This window comes from Mesorhizobium sp. L-8-10 (genome assembly GCF_016756635.1).
GTDB lineage: Bacteria > Pseudomonadota > Alphaproteobacteria > Rhizobiales > Rhizobiaceae.
Window position 1 is genome coordinate 7063541 of sequence record NZ_AP023263.1, and the last position, 19742, is coordinate 7083282.

At 64.0% G+C, this 19742-nt stretch carries 16 protein-coding genes, 1 tRNA gene and 1 riboswitch; of the genes, 14 read left to right on the top strand and 3 right to left on the bottom strand.

What is annotated here, in order from left to right:
• Nucleotide 1: 1 nt before the first annotated feature.
• Entirely contained in the window at nt 2-3490 is a 3489-nt protein-coding gene (locus JN280_RS33015) for an indolepyruvate ferredoxin oxidoreductase family protein (protein WP_202308514.1), read from the top strand.
• A 418-nt stretch (nt 3491-3908) separates the two neighbouring features.
• Here the strand turns inward: JN280_RS33015 and JN280_RS33020 are convergent, their stop codons facing one another.
• A complete protein-coding gene (locus JN280_RS33020; protein ID WP_202308517.1) occupies nt 3909-4982 on the bottom strand; it encodes a D-alanine--D-alanine ligase family protein in 1074 nt (357 codons plus the stop codon).
• 302 nt (nt 4983-5284) lie between these two features.
• Nucleotides 5285-5455, top strand: a riboswitch (TPP riboswitch).
• 119 nt (nt 5456-5574) lie between these two features.
• Here JN280_RS33020 and thiC point away from each other — a divergent pair.
• From thiC to JN280_RS33065, 9 genes are all read left to right on the top strand, one after another.
• Nucleotides 5575-7374 carry a phosphomethylpyrimidine synthase ThiC gene (gene thiC, locus JN280_RS33025; RefSeq protein WP_202308519.1) on the top strand — a complete coding sequence of 600 codons (1800 nt, stop codon included), beginning with the start codon at nt 5575-5577 and terminating at the stop codon, nt 7372-7374.
• Nucleotides 7371-8360, top strand: a complete 990-nt coding sequence (gene thiO, locus JN280_RS33030) for a glycine oxidase ThiO (RefSeq protein ID WP_202308521.1) — start codon at nt 7371-7373, stop codon at nt 8358-8360. The genes thiC and thiO overlap by 4 nt, the downstream gene beginning before the upstream one ends.
• Nucleotides 8344-8541: a sulfur carrier protein ThiS gene (gene thiS / locus JN280_RS33035; RefSeq protein WP_202308523.1), complete on the top strand. Its 198-nt coding sequence runs from the start codon at nt 8344-8346 to the stop codon at nt 8539-8541. The genes thiO and thiS overlap by 17 nt, the downstream gene beginning before the upstream one ends.
• A 2-nt stretch (nt 8542-8543) precedes the next feature.
• Entirely contained in the window at nt 8544-9317 is a 774-nt protein-coding gene (locus JN280_RS33040; RefSeq protein WP_202308525.1) for a thiazole synthase, read from the top strand.
• The gene (locus JN280_RS33045; RefSeq protein WP_202308527.1) at nt 9314-9919 is read left to right on the top strand and encodes a thiamine phosphate synthase; all 606 of its coding nucleotides are present in this window, start codon (nt 9314-9316) and stop codon (nt 9917-9919) included. Before JN280_RS33040 ends, JN280_RS33045 begins: the two co-directional genes overlap by 4 nt.
• On the top strand, nt 9910-10671 hold the full coding sequence (gene thiD / locus JN280_RS33050) for a bifunctional hydroxymethylpyrimidine kinase/phosphomethylpyrimidine kinase (protein ID WP_202308529.1): 762 nt from the start codon (nt 9910-9912) through the stop codon (nt 10669-10671). Before JN280_RS33045 ends, thiD begins: the two co-directional genes overlap by 10 nt.
• A gap of 662 nt (nt 10672-11333) precedes the next feature.
• Nucleotides 11334-12668, top strand: a complete 1335-nt coding sequence (locus tag JN280_RS33055; protein ID WP_202308531.1) for a reverse transcriptase domain-containing protein — start codon at nt 11334-11336, stop codon at nt 12666-12668.
• Nucleotides 12669-12754: 86 nt separating this feature from the next.
• Nucleotides 12755-13669: an IS5 family transposase gene (locus JN280_RS33060; RefSeq protein ID WP_202304624.1), complete on the top strand. Its 915-nt coding sequence runs from the start codon at nt 12755-12757 to the stop codon at nt 13667-13669.
• Between the two features lie 375 nt (nt 13670-14044).
• Nucleotides 14045-14686: an SLATT domain-containing protein gene (locus JN280_RS33065; protein WP_202308533.1), complete on the top strand. Its 642-nt coding sequence runs from the start codon at nt 14045-14047 to the stop codon at nt 14684-14686.
• On the opposite strand, the gene JN280_RS33070 is transcribed toward JN280_RS33065, so the two are convergent.
• Complete coding sequence (locus tag JN280_RS33070; protein WP_202308536.1) at nt 14671-15591, bottom strand: 3'-5' exonuclease; 921 nt, start codon at nt 15589-15591, stop codon at nt 14671-14673. The two genes, JN280_RS33065 and JN280_RS33070, sit on opposite strands and share 16 nt — an antisense overlap.
• 488 nt (nt 15592-16079) lie before the next feature.
• A tRNA-Thr gene (locus tag JN280_RS33075) sits at nt 16080-16154 on the bottom strand.
• A gap of 158 nt (nt 16155-16312) precedes the next feature.
• Between JN280_RS33075 and JN280_RS33080 the strand changes: the two genes are divergently transcribed.
• From JN280_RS33080 to hisD, 4 genes are all read left to right on the top strand, one after another.
• A complete protein-coding gene (locus JN280_RS33080; protein ID WP_202308538.1) occupies nt 16313-16519 on the top strand; it encodes a hypothetical protein in 207 nt (68 codons plus the stop codon).
• A 101-nt stretch (nt 16520-16620) separates the two neighbouring features.
• Complete coding sequence (murA, locus tag JN280_RS33085) at nt 16621-17907, top strand: UDP-N-acetylglucosamine 1-carboxyvinyltransferase (RefSeq protein WP_202308540.1); 1287 nt, start codon at nt 16621-16623, stop codon at nt 17905-17907.
• 91 nt (nt 17908-17998) lie between these two features.
• Nucleotides 17999-18433 carry a DUF2948 family protein gene (locus tag JN280_RS33090; protein WP_202308542.1) on the top strand — a complete coding sequence of 145 codons (435 nt, stop codon included), beginning with the start codon at nt 17999-18001 and terminating at the stop codon, nt 18431-18433.
• 9 nt (nt 18434-18442) lie between these two features.
• Nucleotides 18443-19735, top strand: coding sequence for a histidinol dehydrogenase (hisD, locus tag JN280_RS33095; protein ID WP_202308544.1), 1293 nt, complete (start codon nt 18443-18445; stop codon nt 19733-19735).
• The last annotated feature ends 7 nt before the right edge of the window (nt 19736-19742 follow it).

Consider the following 19742-nt stretch of genomic DNA (forward strand, 5'->3'; position numbering starts at 1 on the left):
CATGACCGCAGCCACATCCACCGAACGAACCGGCACGGCTCGGCCCGTCGATATGCCGTCGGCGCTCGACGAGCGCTACACGCTCGAACGCGGTCGCATCCTTGTATCGGGCACGCAGGCTCTGGTGCGCCTGCCCATGGTGCAGCGGCAGCGCGATCTCGCCGCGGGTCTCAACACGGCAGGCTACGTCTCCGGTTACCGCGGCTCGCCGCTCGCCGGTTTCGACCGCGAGATGGCCAGCGCCCGCAGATATCTCGCGGCGAACCACATCGTCTTCCAGCCGGGCCTCAACGAGGACATGGCGGCGACCGCCGTGTGGGGCACGCAGCAGACCGGGCTGTTCCCCGGGGCGCGTTATGACGGCGTCTTTTCCATGTGGTACGGCAAGGGGCCCGGCGTCGACCGCACGATGGACGTCATCCGCCACGCCAACGCAGTCGGCACAGACAGGCATGGCGGCGTGCTGCTCCTGGTCGGCGACGACCATGGCGCCGTCTCCTCCACTCTGCCGCATCAGAGCGAGCACAATCTGATCTCGGCCATGGTGCCGCTGCTGTCGCCGGCGGGCGTCGGGGAATATATCGACCATGGCCTGCTCGGCTGGGCGCTCAGCCGCTATTCCGGCGCCTGGGTCGGCTTCAAATGCCAGACCGAGATCGTCGAATGCTCGGCGACCGTCGACCTCGATCCCGAACGGCTCCGGATCGTGACGCCGGATCTGCCGCTGCCGGCCGACGGCCTGTCCATGCGATGGCCTGACGGCAACCTCGCCATGGAGCGGCGGCTGGAAGCCAAGCTGCAGGCGGTCCTCGCCTTCGCCCGCGCCAATCAAATCGACCGTCAGGTCTGGGCCTCGCCCTCGTCGCGGCTCGGCATCGTCGCCACAGGCAAATCCTGGCTCGACCTTATTGGCGCCCTGTCCCTGCTCGGCATCGACGAAGGCGGGGCGGCAGCACTCGGCATCCGCCTCTACAAGGTCGGCATGGTGTGGCCGCTCGAGCCGGAAGGGCTGCGCGCCTTCGCCGACGGCCTGGAGCAGATCCTTGTGGTCGAGGAGAAGCGCCCGGTCATCGAGGACCAGATCAAATCGCAGCTCTTCAACCTGCCGTCCGACCGCCGGCCCCAGGTGTTCGGCAAGACGGACCGCCAAGGAGCGCCGCTGCTGCCCTCGATCGGAGAGATCGGTGCGCTTTCGGTCGCCCGCGCCATTCTCTCGTGGCTGGGCGAACGGGACGCTGAATTGGCCGGCCGGGCACGGCACCTCGCCGGGATCGGCGACCCGGCTCCGGCCGAGCCCGGCATGCCGAGCCGCGAGCCCTATTTCTGCTCGGGCTGCCCGCACAGCATCTCGACCGTCGTGCCCTCGGGCAGCCGCGCCTCGACGGGCATAGGGTGCCACATGATGGTGGTGGGCATGGAACGGGAGACCTCGACCTTCACCCAGATGGGCGGCGAAGGCGGCTCCTGGATCGGCCTGTCACCCTTCACCGACGAGAAGCACATCTTCGTCAATATGGGCGACGGCACCTATTTCCATTCCGGGCTGCTCGCGATCCGCGCCGCGATCGCCGCCAAGGTCAACGCCACCTACAAGATCCTGTTCAACGACGCCGTCGCCATGACCGGCGGCCAGCGGCATGACGGCGAGCTGTCCGTCCCGGCGATCGTCGACCAGGTGCTGGCCGAAGGCGCGAGACAGGTCGTCGTCGTCTCCGAACGGCCCGAACTTCTCGCCGGCGATCTGCCGCGCTCGGTCGAGATCCATCATCGAGACGAGCTCGACCGCGTGCAGAAGGAGCTGCGTGAGTCGCAGGGCGTGACGGTCCTTATCTACGACCAGGTGTGCGCCGCCGAAAAACGCCGCCGGCGCAAGCGCGGCACCTATCCGGTCTCGCCCAAACGCGCCTTCATCAACGAGCTGGTCTGCGAGGGCTGCGGCGACTGTTCGGCCGTGTCGAACTGCATCTCGATCGAGCCGTGCGAGACCGAGTTCGGCCGCAAGCGCATGATCAACCAGTCGAGCTGCAACACCGATCTTTCCTGCATGAAGGGCTTCTGCCCGAGCTTCCTGACCGTCGAGGGCGGCCGCCTGCGCAAGCCGCGCGCCAAGGCCGGCAGCGACGGCGACCAGGGGCTGGCCGAGCCGACGCTTCCCGCGATCGGCGAGCGGCCCTACAGCATGCTGCTCACCGGCATCGGCGGCACCGGCGTCATCACGGTGAGCGCGATCCTTTCGCAGGCCGCGCATCTCGACGGCCTGTCGCTTGTCACCCTCGACCAGACCGGGTTGGCGCAGAAGAACGGCGCGGTCGTGTCCCATATCCGGCTTGCCGCGGATCCGGACAAAATCAACGCCGTGCGCATCGGACCAGGCGAAGCCGATCTCGTGCTCGGCTTCGACCTCGTCGTCGCGGCATCGCAGTCGTCCATTGCCGCCTTCGCCAAGGGACGGACAAGGGCAGTAGTCGACGACCGGCTGGCACCGACTGCCGCTTTCGTGAAAGACACCACGATCGACTTCCGCGAAGGCGCGGTCCTGCGCCGGTTGCGCAAGGCGGGCAGCGACGATGCGATCGAGACCTTGCCGGCAACGAAACTCGCGACAGCGCTGTTCGGCGACGCCATCGCCGCCAACATGTTCCTGCTCGGCCATGCCTGGCAGAAGGGGCTGATCCCCATCGGCCGGGCAGCAATCGAGAAGGCGATCGACCTGAACGGCGCCGGCGTCGCCATGAACCGCGGCGCCTTCGCCTGGGGCCGCCGCTTCGCGGTCGACGCTGAAGCCGTTCGCCGGCAGGCGGGCGATATCACGGAGGCCGCGCCGGCCGCCCGGACCCTCGACGAGATCGTGGCGCGGCGTGTCGAATTCCTCACCGCCTATCAGGACGCCGCCTATGCCCGGCGCTACCGCGCGCTGGTCGAGAAGGCGACGCAGGCCGAGAGGAAGGCCGTACCGGGCAAGGAGGACTTCGCCACGGCGGTGGCGAAGTCCGCCTTCAAGCTGATGGCCTACAAGGACGAATATGAGGTGGCGCGGCTGCACCGCGATCCGGCCATCCGCCGGCAGTTGGCGGAGCAGTTCGAGGGCGACTATCGCATCAGCTACAATCTGGCGCCGCCGCTCTTCGCCCGCATCGATGGACGTACCGGGCGGCCCGCCAAGATGGCCTTCGGACGCTGGATCGAGCCGGCCTTCTGGCTGCTCGCCCGCCTGAAGGGCCTGCGCGGCACCGCCTTCGATCCGTTCGGCCGGACGGCCGAACGCCGTAGGGAACGGCGCCTGATCGTCGACTATTTCGCCCTTGTCGATGAACTCTCGGCGCGTCTGACGTCGGACAACCTCGCAGCAGCGACGGAACTCGCTCGGTTGCCGGAAGAGATCCGCGGCTACGGCCACGTCAAGCACGCCGCCGTCGAGCGCTTCGAGAAGCGCAGGGCGGCGCTGCTTTCAGCATTCGACAAGCGGCCGCCGCTCGACGAGGCGGCTTAGTTAGGCGGCGTCCAGAACTAACCGAATCGCTTCGATAAAAATCTGGCGAAGGCGGTGCGGTGCTACCGCCCCTGGGCTGCCCCTCACTGTCCTGCCGGACATCTCTCCCCGCGAGCGGGGAGAGAGAGGCCGGCCGCTCGGATTTCGCCAATCAGAATCCTCGGCGATGGGCGAAAGCGTAGACCCTATCGACTCTCTCCCCGCTCGCGGGGGTGAGCAACCGGTTCGCGGAGCGAATTCATCGTGCCAGTGGCACGATGAAAGGCCAGCGAACGCCGGAACGCTGCGAAGCAGCGGGGACCCGGCCGGTCGTCCGGCAGGACAGTGAGGGGCGACGCAAGCGAAGCGGTTACGTTTCCTTAGTTAGACGTCTGCGCACCCTCTGGAGCGCAGAAGGGCATCCAGCAAGCTCGCCCGCTCAACCGCGAGCAGCGTGCCTCTTCAGCGCATGCTCGATGAGCGCTTCGATCAGCGCGCCGTAGGGCATGCCATCGGCCGCCAGGGCTTTGGCGTACATGCTGATATTGGTGAAGCCGGGGATCGTGTTGATCTCGTTGAGGACGAGGCTCATATCCGGCCGGAGGAAGAAATCGACCCGCGCCATGGCCTCGCAGCCAAGCGCCCGGAAACCGCGTGCGGCCATCGTCCGCGCGGCTTCGCCGACTTCGGCCGGGACATCTGCGGGTGCGCGCACGATGGCGCCGTCCGCATCGACATATTTGGCTTCGTAGCTATAGAAGCCGTGCTTTGCGGCCGTGATGATCTCGCCCGGCCTGGAAACTGTCAGGCTGCCGTCGGCCCCCTCGAGCACCGCGCATTCGATCTCGCGCGCCTCGACGAATTCCTCCACCAGAACCTTGTCGTCGTGGCGGAACGCCTCCTTCAACGCGGCCTCGAAGCTTCCGGCGTCGCGCACCTTGCCGACGCCGACCGACGATCCCTGGCGGGCCGGCTTGACGAAGAAGGGGGCGCCGAGTTCCGCAGCGACAGCGTCGAAGGGCACGGCTTCGCCGCGCCGCAGCGTGATCGCCCGCGCGACCGCCACCCCCGCCTCCCGCAACAGCCGTTTCGCCACGTCCTTGTCCATGGCCGCGGCCGAGGCAAGCACCCCGCAGCCGACATAGGCGACGTCGGCGACCTCGGCATAGCCTTGCACGGACCCGTCCTCGCCGAAGGGGCCGTGGAGCACGGGGAAAACGACATCGACCGGCGGGAGAGCGACCGCGTCCCCGCCCGCCGCGACGGCGACCATTCGGCCCTTACCGCCGGGGAGCAAAGCCATGTCGGCGCCTTCTGCCGGCACCTCTGACGGCAGCGCGTCGCCATCCAGTTCGACCAGCCGCCAGCGCCCGTCACGGCCGATGCCGATCGGCACGATCTCGAACCGCGCCTTGTCGATGGCCTTCACCACATTGGCCGCCGACAGCAACGACACCTCATGTTCGGCGGACCGCCCACCAAACAGCACAGCAACTCTGGTCTTCCTGGTCATGCTCATCCTCAGCGGCTCCGCGGCCCAACGGCCTTCGACTTACAGGCGATCGACGATTCTGTCACAGGGCCGCGAAACATCGGCCGTTTCGTGACCGAAGGTCGACGCGGCCGATTTCGTCGCGATCTGGCAGCTTTCTTCAAGCGGTCGGCCCGAAGGTGCCGGCCGCCGCCTGATGTGAGGGGACAGCCCTCGTTGCGCTTGCCCTTCGATCCCGCCTGGCCCCCTTGCCAGGCATCGCTACGCGGGCCGCGCACCCATTTCGCCCCTGTTGACAGCGACGACATTCATCCTCCATGCTGAAAGCTCACCAGGGGGGTCCCGACAAGGGGCTGAGATACTGCTGGCCCTGGAGCGCCGCGCTTCCTTTGGACGCGCAAAGGACGCTCCGAGACTTTGAGTCCGGGCAGCGCAGTGACCCGTTGAACCTGATCCAGTTCATACTGGCGTAGGGACGGTGCGAGGCTTCGCGGGTCGGCTCTCATTCGACCTCGGCATCAGGGCAAAGCCCCGATTCCCCTCGGGCGAAGCGTCACTTCCTCCTTTCGGCACGAACTGGGTCTCCGTTGCAATCGAGCAAAGGAGGCTCGCCATGACTGCCCCAACCGTCACAACGGGCGAACTGCCCGCCTCGCGCAAGATCCACAGAGAAGGCACGCTTCATCCGGACCTGCGCGTTCCGATGCGCGAGATCGCGCTGCATCCGAGCGCCGGCGAGCCGCCGGTCATCGTCTATGATTCGTCCGGTCCCTATACGGATTCCAGCGCGCGAACCGAAATCGAACGTGGCCTTCCGCGATTGCGCGAGGACTGGATCGTGGCACGCCGCGACGTCGAGCGTTACGACGGCCGCATCGTCAAGCCCGAGGACAATGGCTTCGTTTCGGCCGAGCGGCTGACGCCGGAGTTTCCCGTCCGAAACCGGCCACTGAGGGCGACGGGTGGCCGGGCCGTCACGCAGCTCGCCTATGCGCGCGCCGGCATCGTCACGCCGGAGATGGAGTTCGTGGCGATCCGCGAGAATCTCGGCCGCGAGCGGCTGCGCGACAAGGCGGCGCGCGACGGCGAGAGCTTCGGTGCGGCGATCCCCGATTTCGTCACGCCGGAATTCGTGCGCGACGAGATCGCCCGCGGCAGGGCGATCCTTCCGGCCAACATCAATCACCCCGAAAGCGAGCCGATGATCATCGGCCGCAATTTCCTGGTGAAGATCAACGCCAATATCGGCAACTCTGCCGTCACCTCCTCGATGGCCGAGGAGGTGGACAAGATGGTCTGGGCGATCCGCTGGGGCGCCGACACGGTGATGGACCTGTCGACCGGCCGCAACATCCACAACATCCGCGACTGGATCCTGCGCAATGCGCCCGCGCCGATCGGCACCGTGCCGATCTACCAAGCGCTGGAAAAGGTCGGCGGCGTCGCCGAGGCGCTGACCTGGGAGGTGTTCCGCGACACGCTGATCGAACAGGCCGAGCAGGGCGTCGACTATTTCACCATCCATGCCGGCGTGCGGCTGCCCTATGTGCCGCTGACCGCCGACCGCGTCACCGGCATCGTCAGCCGCGGCGGCTCGATCATGGCCAAATGGTGCCTGCACCACCATAAGGAGAGCTTCCTCTACGAGCATTTCGAGGAGATCTGCGACATCTGCCGCGCCTATGACGTCGCCTTCTCGCTGGGCGACGGCCTGCGCCCGGGCTCGATCGCCGACGCCAACGACGCCGCCCAGTTCGCCGAGCTGGAGACGCTGGGCGAGCTTACCCGCATCGCCTGGGCGAAAGACTGCCAGGTCATGATCGAAGGCCCCGGCCATGTGCCGATGCACAAGATCAAGCAGAATATGGACAAGCAGCTCGCCCTCTGCGGCGAGGCGCCGTTCTATACGCTCGGGCCGCTCACCACCGACATTGCGCCGGGTTACGACCACATCACCAGCGGCATCGGCGCCGCCATGATCGGCTGGTTCGGCACCGCCATGCTCTGCTACGTCACGCCCAAGGAGCATCTCGGCCTGCCCGACCGCAACGACGTCAAGACCGGGGTCATCACCTACAAGATCGCCGCCCACGCGGCCGATCTCGCCAAGGGCCACCCGGCGGCGAAGATCCGCGACGACGCGCTGTCGCGGGCGCGCTTCGAATTCCGCTGGGAGGACCAGTTCAACCTGTCGCTCGACCCCGATACGGCGCGCGCCTTCCACGACGAGACGCTGCCCAAGGAAGCGCACAAGCTGGCGCATTTCTGCTCGATGTGCGGGCCGAAATTCTGCTCGATGCGGATCTCGCACGACATCCGCGCCGAGGTGCGCTCGGAAGGCATGGCGGCCATGGCCGAGAAATACCGCGCCGGCGGCGACCTCTACTTGCCGGCGACCGAGCGCGTGCCATGAAGGTAACCGTCAAGGGCGCGGGTGTCGCCGGCCTGACGCTTGCCTTCGAACTGGTCGGGCGCGGCGCCGAGGTGGCTGTGGTCGAGCGGCGTGAGCGCATCGCCGGCAACGCCTCCTGGCAGGCCGGCGGCATGCTTGCGCCCTGGTGCGAGCGCGAAAGCGCGGAAGAAACGGTGCTGACGCTTGGACGGCTCGCGGCCGACTGGTGGGGCGCCGCCCTTCCCGGCCATGTCGAGCGCCAAGGCACGCTCGTGCTCGCGCCGTCTCGCGACGCGGCCGAGCTCGACCGCTTCGCGGCGCGAACGACGGGCCACCGCCTCCTCGACGGGGACAGCGTCGCGGCACTCGAGCCGGATCTGGCCGGACGGTTCGGGCGCGGCCTCTTCTTCGCGCAAGAGGCCCATCTCGACCCGCGCCGGGCGCTCCGCACCCTCGCGGAGAAGCTCGCCGCGGCCGGCGTGCACTTTGCATTCGGTTATGGCGCCGTGCGTATGCCCGGTGTGCCCGACTTCGTCGCCGACTGCACCGGCATGGAGGCGACGAATCCCGCCCTGCGCAGCGTGCGCGGCGAGATGCTTCTGTTGCGAACGCGCGACGTCTCGCTGTCGCGTCCGGTGCGGCTCCTCCATCCGCGCTTTCCCGTCTATGTCGTGCCTCGTGCCGGCGGACTCTTCATGGTCGGCGCCACCATGATCGAAAGCGACGCCACGGGGCCGGTCACCGCACGCTCGGCGATGGAGTTGCTCAACGCCGCCTACACGTTGCATCCGGCCTTCGCCGAGGCCGAAATCGTCGAGGCCGGCGTCGGTTTGCGCCCGGCCTTTCCCGACAATCTTCCCCGCGTCGAGCGGAAGGGAAACCACATCGCCATCAACGGCCTCTACCGCCACGGCTTCCTGCTCGCCCCGGCGATGGCGCGTCAGGCGGCCGACCTCATGCTCGACCATGACAGCAACAAGGAGCCTGTCCATGAAGCTCACCATTAACGGCGAGAGCCGTGACGTCACGGCCTCGACGCTGGCCGCCGTGCTCGCCGAGCTCGACTATCAGGGCAACTGGCTGGCGACCGCCCTCAACGGCGAGGTGGTGCCGGCCGCGCGGCGCGCGGCCTGCCCCATCGCGGAGGGCGACCGCATCGAAATCCTGTCGCCGATGAAGGGAGGCTGACCATGCTTTGTCTCTACGGCACCGAACTCGCGTCACGCCTGCTGCTCGGCACCGCCCTCTATCCCTCACCCGCAATACTGGCGGAAGCGGTGAAGGGTTCGCGCACCGAGATCGTCACGGTGTCGCTGCGACGGGAAGCGGCGGGCGGCAGGAGCGGCGAGCAGTTCTGGTCGCTGATCCGCTCGCTCGGCGTCCGCGTCCTGCCCAACACCGCCGGCTGCCATTCGGTCAAGGAGGCGGTGACGACGGCAAAAATGGCGCGGGAGGTCTTCGCCACCGACTGGATCAAGCTCGAAGTGATCGGCAACCACGACACACTGCAGCCCGACGTCTTCGGCCTCGTCGAGGCGGCGCGCATCCTCTCCGACGAAGGCTTTGTGGTGTTTCCCTACACCACCGACGACCTCGTAGTGGCCGAACGCCTGCTCGAAGCCGGCTGCAAGGTGCTGATGCCCTGGTGCGCGCCGATCGGCTCCGCGCGGGGGCCTCTGAACGTCGACGCTTTGCGCAGCCTGCGCGGCCACTTTCCCGACGTGCCGCTGATCGTCGACGCCGGCATCGGCCGGCCCTCGCATGCGGCCGCCGTCATGGAGCTCGGTTACGACGCCGTGCTGCTGAACACGGCCGTCGCCAAGGCCGGCGACCCCGCCGCCATGGCGGTCGCTTTCGCCAAGGCGATCGAGGCCGGCCACGAGGCATGGCTGGCGGGCGTTCTCGCGCCACGCGACGTGGCAGTCCCCTCGACGCCCGTCATCGGCAAGGCGGTGTTCTCATGAAGCTCGACCCGTTTTATCTCATCGTCGACAGCGCCGTCTGGATCGAACGGCTGGTGCCGCTGGGCGTCAGGCTCGTGCAGTTGCGTATCAAGGATCGCGACGAGCCGACGCTGCGCCGCGAGATCCGCGCCGCACGCGAGACCTGCGCCCGCCACAACTGCCGGCTCATCGTCAACGACTACTGGCGGCTGGCGATCGAGGAAGGCTGCGATTTCGTGCATCTCGGGCAGGAAGATCTCGCCGAGGCCGATGTCGGGGCGATCGGCCGAGCCGGACTGAAGCTCGGCCTCAGCACGCACGACCATGCCGAACTGGACACGGCTCTCGCCGCCGAGCCCGACTATGTCGCGCTGGGGCCCGTCTATCCCACCGTGCTCAAGGCAATGAAATGGGCGCCGCAAGGGCTCGACCGCATCGGCGAATGGAAAGCGCGTGTCGGGCCGGTGCCGCTCGTCGCGATCGGCGGCCTCAGCGTCGAGCGTCTCGCCGGCGTGTTCTCGCAAGGCGCCGACAGCGCGGCCGTCGTTACAGACATCACGCGCAATCCCGACCCCGAGGCCCGCACGCGGGCCTGGATCGAAGCCACTGCGCCATGGCGATGACGCCGCATGTGCTCGTCGTCGCCGGCTCCGATTCCAGCGGCGGCGCCGGCATCGCCCGCGACATCGAGACGATCGCGGCCTTCGGGCTGCGCTCCTGTCTCGCGATCACTGCGGTGACGGTCCAGACTCACGATGCCGTCGAGGCCGTGGAACTGGTCGCGCCCGCTCTCGTCGCGGCCCAGATGCGGGCCGCGCTGGCCGCCAATCCGGTCGCCGCGGTCAAGATCGGCATGCTCGGCGCGGGGGAGACGGTTGGCATCGTCGCCGATGTGCTCGAAGAACATCCCGGCCTGCCCGTCGTCCTCGATCCGGTCCTGGTCTCGACCTCCGGCCGCGCTCTGCTCGCGCCGGATGCGGCTGGCCACTTACGGCAAAGGCTGATGCCGCTCTGCCGTCTGGTCACGCCCAACCTTCCGGAACTCGCCTTGCTCACGGGGTCGCGGCAGGCGACCGATGAAACCGAGCTTCTGCGACAGACCCAACTGCTGTTCGACGCCGGCGTGCCGGCGCTGCTCATCAAGGGTGGGCACGCGGGGGGTGAAAGGTCTACGGACCTGCTGTTGCGGCCGGGCGAGCCGCCGCTCCGCTTCGCCGCGCCGCGCCTGGAAGCCTCGATGCGCGGGACGGGCTGCATGCTCGCCAGCTCGGTCGCGGCGCATCTCGCTCAGGGCCAAGCGCTGGAGGAAGCTGTTCGGCGCGCGAAGCTCCATGTCTTCGACGCGTTGCGTGGGAAGATAAGCTCGCCGAGGTAGGAAACCCCAGCCCCCTCCCCGACGAGCCCCCACTCTCCCGGCTTTCACCAGGACCGGCGGTAGCCGGCATCCAGCCCTATGCATCGTCCATGCCAGATTGCTTTCCGGCGCAGATGGCTCTCATGAAGGCGATTTTGTGGCAGAAAGCCGACGGTTGTGGGCCATGGGGCGGTTGCTGGTTCGCAGCACAACCTCTCCGATATGTGCCCTTACGGCACATCTGTGCCACCAAAGGACGGTTCTCGCTGAGAACCGGCAACGTCGCGCATGTCCGACGGGCATTGTCTTGCATGCTTATGGCGACGCAGAGCCGGCCGCAGGGAGGGGCAGGCTGGAGCAGCATAGTTTCAGCAACTTGCTGCTCACGCTCAATATTGAGCCGCCAGCGAAGCGAGCATTACGCACAGCAGGAACGCCTCTCGCCTCGACTTCGCGCCTGGCAACATTGCTATGCTTTTTTGTGGACCAATTCCCGCAGTTTGCATTCAGGCTCATCGGGCTCTTGACCGCCGCGTTCCCTGAAGACAACCTAGGATTATGTGCGAGAAGCACTAGCCAGCGGGTAGCAGTTTCACCTTGCAGGATGCAGGTGCCAACCGGCATCCACCTTCGCAACGGCCTCTGACTACGGCTGCTCGCTGGCGACCCCGGAGGGGTGGGGGATGCAGGGCTTAATAGAAAAGACAATCGTTGCAGAGGCGAAAAAGCGCTTACGGCGTTATTCGCAAAAGCAGTACTACCTTCACAAATATAGGAAATCGTTCCAAAAACGGACGGGCGTCAAAGGAAAAACGGCACTTCACGCGCTGCCTTCGTCATGGAGTTTCCATAAGCACTTTGACCCGCGCTACTGTATCAACCACGCCAAATTCCTAGCGAAGGGAGTCTGGACCAGTCTGCAAAATGGCACTTACGAACCCAATCCCGCGCTCAGGGTAAAACACGCAAAGCCAACTGGCGGCACCCGCTCGATAGACGTTTTCAGCGTACCAGATGCGGCAGTTGCGGCGATTTTCTTTTCAAACCTACGCAAGCGTAACGCGAAGCTCTTCTCCGACAGCAGCTTTGCATATCAGGAGGGGAAAACCCCACTTGATGCGGTAATTAAACTACGATCGTTGCTTCGACGTGAGAAAGTTTTCATAAGCCAGTACGACTTTAGCAAATTTTTCGACAGCATTGATCACTCGTTCATTGACGAAATTCTAACGATTGGCGGTCCATTTTTGACGACGATCATGGAACGGCAAGTTCTAGGATCTGTAGTGCGGCATCAGTACCAGGAAAATGGAACCCTTTCAGCCAGGAATGTAGGCACGCCCCAAGGTAATAGTGTTTCGCTGTTTGTCGCGAATATCGCAGCTCACCCACTGGACCTAGAGCTTAGCAGCCTTAACGGGTCATTTGCACGCTTTGCTGACGATTGCGTTGTGGTCAACTACAGCTATGAAGATGCCGTTCGCTGTGCCGAGGTCTTCTTCAAGTACTCTAAAGTGAGCGGCATTCAGATAAATCGGGCGAAATCAAGCGGAATACGTCTATTTTCTGAGTCACCATCGGAAATGGCAAGTATCAACCATTTCGATTTCCTGAGCTATGAGTTTACACCTCGCGGCCTTAGGATCAGCGCCAAGTCACTCCGGGCTATAAAGAGACGCTGTGCGCGGATAATTTTTAACCATCTCCTTCTTCACCCGAGGCGCGCAAAGAGTATTGCCGCCAACCGAGTCGGACGTGGGTTCTATGATTGGGACCTAGTGACCTGTGTCAACGAACTGCGGAGATTCATCTACGGCGGGCTTAGCCAGGCAGTTATCGACGCCTACTTGGCGGGCGCTCGCAACGTCACCAATTTTTCTGGCGCGGTTTCATATTTTTGCCTTGCCGACCAAAGCGACCAAGTGAGATCTCTTGATGGGTGGCTCGCGAACATCCTACACCGTGCTTTGCGCGAACGCCGTCGTATGGAGCGCTTTTCAAAAGTCCCAACTCTATGATTCAATAGAGAAAAGTTAGGATTGATTCGGCTATGTCTCGTCGTAACTTGGCGCAACCTTCACTCGCCGATGCATTGGTGCGTGACGTGAGCAGGGGTAACAAGTTTCTGGAAGAAGTGCAGAAGTTGATCGATTGGTCGGCTTTCGAGGTGCTGTTCCGGGAAATCCATAACGATGCTCTGGGGGCGCCCGGCTACCCGCCGATAGCAATGTTCAAGATTGCGCTCTTGCAGCAATGGTACGGCCTGTCCGATCCGGCGGCGGAAGAAGCGGTGGCCGACCGGCTGTCGTTCCGCCGCTTCTGTGGGTTTCCGCTCGATCAAAAGACACCGGACCACATGTCGATCTGGCGCTTCCGCCAGAGGCTGGTCGAACTGGCGCTTCAAGATAAGCTGCTTGCCGAATTGAACCGGCAGTTGGAAGGGCGCGGTCTTCTGGTAAGGCGCGGCACGCTGGTTGACGCCACCATCATCTCGGCGGCGGTGGCCAGGCCCGACTACGAGAAGGGCCAGGTGTCGGCGCGCGATCCGGATGCAGGCTTCACGCACAAGCACGGCAAGACCTATTTCGGCTACAAGGCCCATCTCGCCGGCGACGCGGAGAGCGGGCTGATACGCCAGGCGGAGATGAGCTCGGCCGATCTGCATGACAGCCAGATGGGCGCTGTGCTCATTCAAGGTGACGAAGAGGCCTATTACGCCGACAAGGCCTATGACAGTCAGGCGCTGCGCGACGAACTGGCGGATCGAGGCATCAAGGACCGGATTGCCTACAAGGCCAAGCGGGGCAAGCAGCAGCCGAATTGGCAGAAGTGGATGAACAAGGTCGCCGCCAGCGTGCGGGCCGGCATCGAGCGGACCAACGCGACGATGAAGAACTGGTACGGCATGGCCCGGGTTCGCTATCTCGGCCTGGCGCGCAACCACTGCCATCTGCAGCTTGTCGCCTGCGCGATAAATGCCAAACGGGCGCTCGTTCTCGTCAAGGCCGGCACGGCCTGAGGGGAAGGCTGCGTCCAAAATCAGGAAATCGAGGGCAAAATCGGGAGCAAGTGAGCAGAAACTGAGCCGATAGGCTGGAGAAAGTTGCGCGGATCGGCGGCGACGGGCCGCTGATGCCCGCCACATACGGGCGAAGAACGTCTAAGGGCGGGACGCCCCAACTTTAGAAAAGCACTCGTATGATTAGTAAACACCTCGGCAAGAAAATTGCTGCGCTGACCAATTCTCAGTTGCTCGACGGCACTTGGTATAAATTTCCGGCTATCGCCACAGAGACGCGCTTGCCCAGCTTTTTTCTCGCGTGGCGCGGGGCCCGGAAGAGCTGGGCTCAACATGGCCTAGGTGGAGTTGATGCTATTGGCATGGGCTACGGCTATGACTGAACAAGAAAGAGCTTATTTTGAACACCTTACGAAGATTATGCTTAAAACGCGAGGTGTTCGCTTTACTGCAGCTGAAACCGAGAAGCGGAAAGAACTGCATGCCATCATAACGATTTCTTTTTTGTCGATATATTTGACAGGATGGTCGTTTGCGACGGCGCTATACCCGGATGCGTTTAGTCATAGCGACAACAAGGCACTAAGCATAGTGTCTGTTGTTGCATCGATATCCCTTTTGGTCATCTCCTTGTTTGAGTATGCAGCAGGACGATCTGTGCACGCTGAGAAATTTCTTCAGAACGCGCTGCACATCAGTCCAATGGTGAGGGAATTGGAGCGCCAGCTTGCCTCACCAAATCCAAACCTTGTTCGAATAGCTGAGATCGCGTCTAACTACGAAGAGCTGGTTGCCAAGGCCGGCGTCAACCATACAAGTTCTGACTATCGCCTGTGGTCGTTCGAGAAAATCACACCCCAAAATCGCTTTGAACGGTTCGTGTTCCCGTTGATTAAGCCCGTCAGACGATTTTTTCCACTCGCCTACTCAGCAATCTTTCAGATTGCGCTGATTCTGATGGTGCTTTCCACTACTGGTTGGTTGGCGTTCCGCATTATTGATCAAGCAAAATTTTGAGACCCTTTAAACCTTCCAAATGCGGTCAGTCGTTCCACGGTAATGTCCGAGGGGGTTAGGCCTAGTTCGCCTCTCAGATACGAGCGTTCGTCATCAATCGTCTTTTGGTCCACCGAGCGCACCCATCTTCCTAGCAAGGGATCATTTGCTGGTTGCCAGCGATACCCGCGCCGCCGCATGACACGTCGGAGTTCAAACGGCGCTCGAACGGCTACGCGAAAGGTCGGAAGCCTCGCTGTCTCAACGAGCTTCCTAAAAGCGGAGCCCTCTTGTCCCAAGTGGCAAGAGAGTAGCTGAAGCAACGCATAACAATCGTTAAGCGCCCGATGCGGCGGATAAAAGTAACCATTCTCAAGTAGAAGGTATTTCAGTTTACTGCTTTCGTGACCAAGTTGCGACCAAGGCAACTCAGTTGCAGAACAGGCCCAGGGCTTCCTAGCAAAGGAGGGGTTCAATTTCTCGCACATTGGGCGATCGAAAGCGGCATTATGCGCGATGATTAGATCGGCTCTCTCGACAAAACTAGTCAATGCGTTCGCGTCAATCCGGGCTCCAGCTAAAGCTTCACTGGTGAGGCCGGTTATCCGGGTCACTGTTTCAGGCAGAGGTATTGAAGGCTCCTGCATCCCCTCAAAGGTTCTTAACGGTTCGCCAAGTTCTCCGAATTCGTTGTAGGAAACAGCTAGCATTGCGATCTCGACTACCTCGTCTGAAGTAACCTCAAGACCGGTCGTTTCTGTATCGACTAGTATTGCAGTTCGTTCACCTTCATGCAGCGGCCGGTCGCGCAGCGAGGGCGGCTCAATTCTTCGGAGGACGCGATAGGCTCCGCTCTCCGTCAATGTGGCCGCTATTGCTTCTAGATCAGCTATTTCAGCGCTCGCATGTGATCGTGGTCCGCTCATGTGCTGTTTCGTCGATCCGATGAGGTCGCCGCGCCTATTTTCTGCTAACCGAGTCGTTGCCAGTCGAACAATTTCGCTCGCTCCGGGTCGCGCTTCCACAAAACCGCGAATTTGTGCTCCTGCGCGTTCTGCCACAATGCGGGCGTCAATTTCGTCCTGTACCGAACTACTGCCGCAGTCACTGCCGCCCGTCTCTTGAGCCGGCGGATCGCTGCCTCGGCACCACTGGAGTTGCGGCGCCAGAACTCCCCCACGCGGATGGCACGCTCCACGTATCGCAAGAATCGTATGCGTTCTTCCTTGCGCGCTTCCATATATGGTTAGAAGGCACGTCACCCGCCGAAACGCAAGATTGAAAGCTGCACGGGGCGGAAGCGCCCTTCTAGAACTTTCTATGAACGCCTTGTGCCAAATATATGCCACACCATTGGAATCTGGGGGCGGCAATACCTATTCGCGCGTGAGACCCTTATAGAAATACGGGGAGATGGTGCTGCGAGAGAGGATTGAACTCTCGACCTCTCCCTTACCAAGGGAGTGCTCTACCACTGAGCTACCGCAGCCGACGAATGCGGCGCCTTCTGCCACATCGTTCCGGGAAGCGCAAGTTATGTGTGCGCGGAGTTTCCACAGATCGTGAGCGGCCATGCCAGGGCCACAATCGCGGGCTCTTCTTCCCGGGCTTGCAAGACCGTTTACCATTGCCTGCCATTCTCGACCGATGCCAGACGCCGATTCCGCCAAGGACAAGAAGAGCCTCGACCGCAAGGCGCGCCTGGCCGAGCAATTGCGGGCCAATCTTCAGAAACGAAAGGCGCAGACCCGTTCGCGACGCATCGGAGAGGCGGATTCGCGGCCGGAGGGAATAGATCCGGGCAACAAGGCCGAAGACACGAAGGCCGGCGGCACGACACCCGCGAAAGCCTGACGCAAAGCAGTTTCTTGAACCGCGCCCCACTATGCTTTAGAGGGGCCGCCTATACTCAACCGATTGAATGCCGGCTATCGAGCCGGGAGAGATGGGGACCCATGGACCGAATCAGGATTGTCGGCGGCAACGCCTTGACCGGCAGCATTCCGATCTCGGGCGCCAAGAATGCCGCCCTGCCGCTGATGATCGCCTCCCTCCTCACCGAGGAGACGCTGACGCTGGACAATGTGCCGCACCTCGCCGATGTGGAGCAGTTGATCCGCATCCTCGGCAATCACGGCGTCGACTATTCCGTCAACGGCCGGCGCGTCGAGCAGAACACGGCCTACGCCCGAACCATTCATTTCACGGCGCGCGACATCGTCGACACCACCGCGCCCTATGAACTCGTTTCCAAGATGCGGGCGAGCTTCTGGGTGGTCGGCCCGCTCCTGGCGCGCATGGGCCAGGCCCGCGTGTCGCTGCCGGGAGGCTGCGCCATCGGCACGCGCCCGGTCGACCTTTTCATCGACGGCCTCCAGGCGCTGGGCGCGGAGATCGACGTCGAGAACGGCTATGTGCTCGCCAAGGCCAGGCGCCTCAGGGGCAACCGCTATCGTTTCCCGAAGGTCTCGGTCGGCGCCACCCATGTGCTGATGATGGCGGCTTCGCTCGCCCAGGGCGAGACGGTGCTGGAGAATGCCGCCCGCGAGCCGGAGATCGTCAATCTCGCCGAATGCCTGAACGCGATGGGCGCCAGGATTTTGGGCGCCGGCACCGAGACCATCACCATCGACGGCGTCGACAGCCTGCATGGCGCGCGCGTCACCGTCATCCCCGATCGCATCGAGACCGGCACCTATGCCATGGCCGTCGCCATGGCCGGCGGCGACGTGATCCTGGAAGGCGCGCGGGCCGACCTCTTGCAGAGCGCCTTCGACGTGATCGGCCAGACCGGCGCCGACGTCATTCCGGTCAATTCCGGCGTTCGCATCAAGCGCAACGGCGCCGGCATCACGCCGGTGGACGTGACCACTGCCCCCTTTCCCGGCTTCCCGACCGACCTGCAGGCGCAGTTCATGGGCCTGATGACCATGGCCAGGGGCAAGTCGCGCATCACCGAGACGATCTTCGAGAACCGCTTCATGCATGTGCAGGAACTCGCCCGGCTCGGCGCCCACATCACGCTGGCGGGCCAGACGGCGATCGTCGACGGTGTGACCAGGCTCAAGGGCGCGCCCGTCATGGCGACAGACCTGCGCGCCTCGGTGTCCCTGGTCATCGCGGGGCTGGCCGCGGAGGGCGAGACCATCGTCAACCGCGTCTACCATCTCGACCGCGGCTTCGAGCGTCTCGAACAGAAGCTTTCCGGCTGCGGCGCGACGATCGAGCGGATTTCGGGATAACGCCGGCCGGTTGCAGCCCCGCAACCTTGTTGCACCGTCCGCCGAGACCGCCTAACAGAGGGCCGTACAGGAAACTCCCGACGGAAGCCCGATGGACGCGCTGAAGCTCATCGCCCTCGACGAAGAGGATCTGAAGATCGTGTCCGCCCATGCGCAGGACGCGGTGATGAAGGTGGCCGACCTCGAATTCCTGGCGCACCGGAAACGTTTCGTCGTCGCCATGAACCGCTTCGCCTGGGAAGAGAGCGGCGGCCTGTTCAGCCATCACAACGAGCGGCGGCGCTGCATTCTGCATTTCGACCGCGTGTTGGCGGTGCGCACATCAGGCATCGCCCGCGACAAGCCGGACGAAGTGCTGTCGCTGCTGGCCGTCCGCTTCGACCCGGCCGAGGCACCAGCCGGCGTCGTCGAGCTGGTCTTTTCCGGCGGCGGCGCCATCCGTCTCGATGTCGAATGCATCGAGGCTCGGCTCACCGATATCGGCGGCGCCTGGGAGGCATCATCCCGTCCCGCCCACAAGACCTGACGGCAAGAGATGGCGATCACGATCAGAATTTCCGAGCCGGATTTCGAAAACCGCTTTGCCGCATTCCTCGCCACCAAGCGCGAGGTTTCGGTCGATGTCGACGAGACGGTGCGCGAGATCGTCGCGCGTGTCCGCGCCGAAGGCGACGCGGCGCTGCTCGATTATTCGCTGCGTTTCGACAAGGCCGACCTCGCCGCAACAGGCATCACCGTCACGCGCGCCGAGGTCGAGGCGGCCTACGGCCATGCCGATCCCGCGACGGTCGAAGCCCTGAAACTCGCCCGCGACCGCATCGAGGCGCATCACGCCCGCCAGCGTCCGGCCGACGATCGTTACGTCGACTCGATCGGCGTCGAGCTCGGCTCGCGCTGGACCGCGATCGAATCCGTCGGCCTCTATGTGCCGGGCGGAACGGCGAGCTATCCGAGTTCCGTCCTCATGAATGCCGTGCCGGCGCGTGTAGCCGGCGTCGGGCGCATCGTCATGGTGGTGCCGGCGCCCAACGGCCGGATCAATCCTTTGGTGCTGGTCGCGGCCGACCTCGCCGGCATCGCGGAGATCTATCGCGTCGGCGGCGCCCAGGCGGTCGCCGCCCTTGCCTATGGCACGCAGACGATCCGGCCGGTCGCCAAGATCGTCGGTCCCGGCAACGCCTATGTCGCGGCGGCAAAGCGGCAGGTGTTCGGCACCGTCGGCATCGATATGATCGCTGGCCCCTCCGAGGTGCTCGTCGTGGCGGACGGCTCGAACGATCCCGAATGGATCGCGGCCGACCTGCTGGCCCAGGCCGAGCACGACACGGCTGCCCAATCCATCCTGATCACCGACGACGCGGCTTTCGGCGCCGCTGTGGAGTCGGCAGTCGAGCGCCAGTTGAACCTGTTGCCGCGCGTGGAAACGGCGGCAGCGAGCTGGCGCGACTTCGGCGCCGTCATCCTGGTCGATAGCTTCGACCAGGCGCCGCCTCTGGTCGACCGCATCGCGGCCGAACATCTGGAGCTCGCCATCGACGATGCGGAAGCGTTCCTCGCGAATATCCGCAATGCCGGCGCGGTCTTCGTCGGCCGGCACACGCCCGAGGTGATCGGCGACTATGTCGGCGGCTCCAACCATGTGCTGCCCACGGCCCGATCCGCCCGCTTCTCGTCGGGCCTGTCGGTGCTCGACTTCGTCAAGCGGACCTCGATCCTGAAGCTCGGGCCCGAGCAACTCCGTGCACTTGCTCCCGCCGCGATCGCGCTGGCCAAGGCCGAGGGCCTCGACGCCCACGGGCGATCCGTCGCGATCCGCCTCAACATGTAGGCCTTCG